The following is a 3,922-nucleotide window of genomic DNA, read 5'->3' as shown; positions in this document are numbered from 1 at the left end:
CCGGGACGGCATCGGGAGCGGGAGCCGGAGCGGGCTCCGGTGCCGGGGCGGGCTCAGGTGCCGGCGCGGGCTCGGGCTCGGGTTCGGGCGCCGGGGCCGGGTACATCCGGTCGTCGCTGTTCCAGCGCTGCTCGCCGGGCGAGAGCACGCGGCTCATCAGGTCGCCGCCGCCCTCGAGGTCGCCGAAGCCGGCGATGTGGCCGTACTCGTGCGCGAGCACGGTCGACAGGTCCATCGCGCCGCCGTACGCCGACCAGCCCCAGCCGGCTGCGTCGGGGTCGACCGCGATGCTGTCGCCGTAGGTCACGGCGAGCGTGGCACCGGGCAGGTCCTCGAGGTACAGCCCCGCCCAGCTGACGTCCCAGCCGGGCCACTGCGCGGCAGCGGATCCGGCGGCGGCCCACAGGTCGCCGTCGGAGATGACGCCGGTTCCCGGCGCCGGGCCCACGTCGGGGGCGTCCTGGTGCTCGCCGCGCTGGAGCAGCTCGAACAGCTGCTCGGACGTGAGCGTCACGGGCACCGAGAGCTCCTGGGCGGCGCTCGTCGGAGATGCGAGGGCGGCGGCGGGGCTCGTGCCCGGCATGCTCATCACGAACGCCGTGAGGAACGCGACGACGGCGGCGACAGCCGTCCGTGTCGTGCGTCCCAGCGCGTTCGATGCCATGCGTCCGTTCCCCGTGGTTCGGTCGTACGTCAGTGGAGGCGAGCAGGCGAAAGCGCCTGCCGTTCCTGTCGCCGCGGATGCGGTGACCTGCGTGCAGTACGTCGAACTTCCTCCGGGGATGCGCTGGAACAGCCATCGTTCCTGCGCCGGGTTGAGAAGGCTCAGTCGAGGACAGTACGCCCGGCCTGAGGCCAGCGTCAATGACCGCCACGCGGTTCGGACGCGCAGACCGCGCCCCAGTTCGGGGGCCAGCTCGGGTCGCCGAACGACCGATGCGTGGAGCGATTCCGACGCATGCCGCGTCCTGCATGTCGGTCGTTCCGCCCGGATGCACCGCCGCCGACGATGCGAAAATCCCCCGGAGTCTCAACGACTCCGGGGGATCTGGTGGCGGTACCGGTGGGATTTGAACCCACGGTGCGCTTTCACGCACACAACTTTTCGAGAGTTGCACCTTCGGCCGCTCGGACACGGTACCGAGGACGATCTTAGACGACATCGCGGCGACGACCAAAACGAGCGGATGCCGGACCCGGGCGTTCAGCGACCGTCCAGCGTGCTCCCATACGGTCGACGGCGTGGCGACGTCCGACCGGCTCCTCCGCACGACCGCCGTGGCGGCCGCGATCGCGGCTGCCGGAGCGGCGGCAACCCTCGGATGGCGCCGCTTCCGCGCCCGCCTCACGGCGAACTCGCTCGTGCTGAACGAGACGCTCCCCGTGCACTCGAAGTGGTGGCGCGACCGCGCGAAGGTGCGTGGCGAGCTGCTCTACGTCGCCATCGGCGACAGCGCCGCGCAGGGCATCGGCGCGTCGAGCCCCGACCGCAGCTACGTGGGCGTGCTCGCCGAGGAGATCGGCGCGATCACCGGCCGCAGCGTGCGCGTCGTGAACCTCAGCGTGTCGGGCGCGACGGTCGAGCTCGCCGTGCAGGACCAACTGCCCCGGTTCCTGAAGCTGAAGCCCGACGTCGTGACCGTCGCGATCGGGGCCAACGACATCGCGCACTGGGATCCCGCGGCGTTCGAACGCGGCATCCGCACCATCTTCGCGGCCCTGCCCCCGCACGCACTGGTCGCCAACCTGCCGTTCTTCTACTTCCCGCGCAACGAGCGCAAGGTCGCCGTGGCCAACCGCATCGTGCGGGCGGTGGCCGCCGAGCACGGGCTCACCGTCGTGCCGCTGCACACCGAGACGCGCCACCAGGGCATCCCGGGCATGCTGACGCAGTTCGCGATCGACATGTTCCACCCCAACGACCATGGCTACCGGGTGTGGGCCGACGCGTTCGCGCCGTCGCTCGCGGCGCAGCTCGTCGAGCGGTTCCCGACACCCGAGACGACGGCTCCGGATGTCGCGCCCGCCGTTGTCGGAGGCGACGCCTAGGCTCGGGGCATGGCCAAGCCCACCTCCGCATTCCGCTGCACCGAATGCGGGTGGAGCACCGTCAAGTGGGTCGGCCGGTGCGCCGAGTGCCAGCAGTGGGGCACCGTCGTCGACGCGGCCGAGCAGACCGGCATCCTGCGCTCCCTGCAGGCGGTGACGCCGACCGCGGCGCGTGCCGCGCGACCCATCAGCGAGGTCGACGCCGAAGACTCCGCGGCGCACCGCCCGAGCGGCATCGGCGAGTTCGACCGGGTGCTCGGCGGCGGCATCGTCGCGGGCGCAGCCATCCTGCTCTCGGGCGAGCCGGGCGTCGGCAAGTCCACGCTGCTCCTCGAGGTCGCCGCCCGCGTCGCCGCCACCGGCCGGCGCGTGCTCTACGTCAGCGCCGAGGAGTCCACCGCCCAGGTGCGCCTCCGTGCCGGCCGCACGGGGGCCCTGCACGACGAGCTCTACCTCGCCGCCGAGACCGACCTCGCCACGATCCTCGGGCAGGTCGACCAGGTCTCCCCCGAGCTGCTCATCGTCGACTCCGTGCAGACCGTGTCGAGCTCGCTGTCCGACGGCCTGCCCGGCCAGCCGAGCCAGGTGCGCGAGGTCGCCTCCACCCTCATCCGCGTGGCGAAGGAGCGGCAACTGCCCGTGCTCCTCGTCGGGCACGTCACCAAAGACGGCTCGATCGCCGGCCCCCGGCTGCTCGAGCACCTCGTCGACGTCGTCTGCCAGTTCGAGGGCGACCGGCAGACGGCCCTCCGCTTCGTGCGCGCACTGAAGAACCGCTTCGGTCCCACCGACGAGGTCGGCTGCTTCGAGATGACCGGCGACGGCATCGCCGAGGTGCCCGACCCGTCCGGCCTGTTCCTGAGCCGCTCGCGCAACGCCGTGAGCGGCACGTGCGTCACGGTCGCCCTCGAAGGCCGGCGGGCGCTACCCGTCGAGGTGCAGGCACTCGTCGTCTCGACGAAGGCGCCGCAGCCGCGCCGGGTGGTCAACGGCGTCGACCCGTCGCGCGTCGCGATGATCATCGCCGTGCTCGAGCGCCGCGCGGGCCTCCGTCAGCTCGGCGAGCACGACGTCTACGTCTCCACGGTCGGCGGGGTCCGCCTGGCCGAGCCCGGTGCCGACCTCGCCATCGCGGTGGCCATCGCGTCGGCCATGCGCGACCGCGCCGTTCCGCACGAACTCGCGGCGTTCGGCGAGATCAGCCTGGCGGGCGAGGTGCGCCCCGTCACCTCGGCGAAGCAGCGCGGCAGCGAAGCACGCCGGCTCGGCTACTCCACCATCCTCGACGTCGAGGCCGGCAGCGTGCGCGCGGCCGTCGAGCAGGCGATGATGGCGTCGGCCTCGAGTCGCGAGCGCGAGCTCGACGCCGCGTTCTGACGGCCCGCCGCGCGTCGGATCCTACGCCTCGAGCGCGCGCAGCAGCTCCCCCGGGGGCGCCTGCATCGGGTGCGGTCCCGCGATGTCGAGGAACACCGTGGTGATCGTCGACTCGTACCGGGTGAGGAAGCTGCGCAACCAGGCCGGGCTCTGCAGCCCCACGGCCGGGGGCAGGTTCGCGGGCTTGTTCGCCGCATCGCTGAACAGCAGCAACGCCACGTCGCCGGTGCTCGGGTCGCGGTAGGTCCACACCTCGCCACCGTCGAGGGGCGTGTCGCGCGGGCCGGGCTTCACCAGTGGCACCACCGTGTTGCCATGGCGCAGCGCGAGGGCCACCGCGGCGATGTCCTGCCGCTCGAGCGCCTCGGCGAGCGCCTGCGACCGGAACTCGACGGGTGCGCTGGGCTTGCCGGACTTCTTGCGCTGGGCCATGCCTCCAGCGTACCGAGCGGATGCCGCGACGAGGGCGGCTCGCAGCCGGCATCGTGGGGTCGAC

The 3,922-nt window shown here is 72.6% G+C and carries 4 protein-coding genes and 1 tRNA gene; 2 read left to right on the top strand and 3 right to left on the bottom strand.

The features are described from left to right. Positions 1-664, bottom strand: a 664-nt coding sequence (locus AC1DY2_RS16760) for a hypothetical protein (protein WP_476763442.1), incomplete at its 3' end; no start/stop codon positions are given. Between the two features lie 388 nt (positions 665-1,052). Then, positions 1,053-1,142, bottom strand: a tRNA-Ser gene (locus AC1DY2_RS16755). A gap of 100 nt (positions 1,143-1,242) precedes the next feature. Here AC1DY2_RS16755 and AC1DY2_RS16750 point away from each other — a divergent pair. Then, positions 1,243-2,049 carry an SGNH/GDSL hydrolase family protein gene (locus tag AC1DY2_RS16750; protein ID WP_476763441.1) on the top strand — a complete coding sequence of 269 codons (807 nt, stop codon included), beginning with the start codon at positions 1,243-1,245 and terminating at the stop codon, positions 2,047-2,049. 9 nt (positions 2,050-2,058) lie between these two features. Next, positions 2,059-3,426, top strand: a complete 1,368-nt coding sequence (radA, locus tag AC1DY2_RS16745; protein WP_476763440.1) for a DNA repair protein RadA — start codon at positions 2,059-2,061, stop codon at positions 3,424-3,426. A gap of 21 nt (positions 3,427-3,447) precedes the next feature. Here the strand turns inward: radA and AC1DY2_RS16740 are convergent. Then, a partial coding sequence (locus tag AC1DY2_RS16740) for a hypothetical protein (protein WP_476763439.1) occupies positions 3,448-3,922 on the bottom strand: 475 nt, incomplete at its 5' end.

The organism is Agromyces sp. P1_H4, assembly GCF_056405255.1.
The sequence above is the reverse complement of the archived record's forward strand: the minus strand, read 5'-3'. Positions and strand labels throughout refer to the sequence as shown.

Bases quoted from the DNA above. Each gene is read 5' to 3' on its own strand.
- radA (WP_476763440.1), top strand. From the start codon at position 2,059: ATGGCCAAGCCCACCTCCGCATTCCGCTGCACCGAATGCGGGTGGAGC.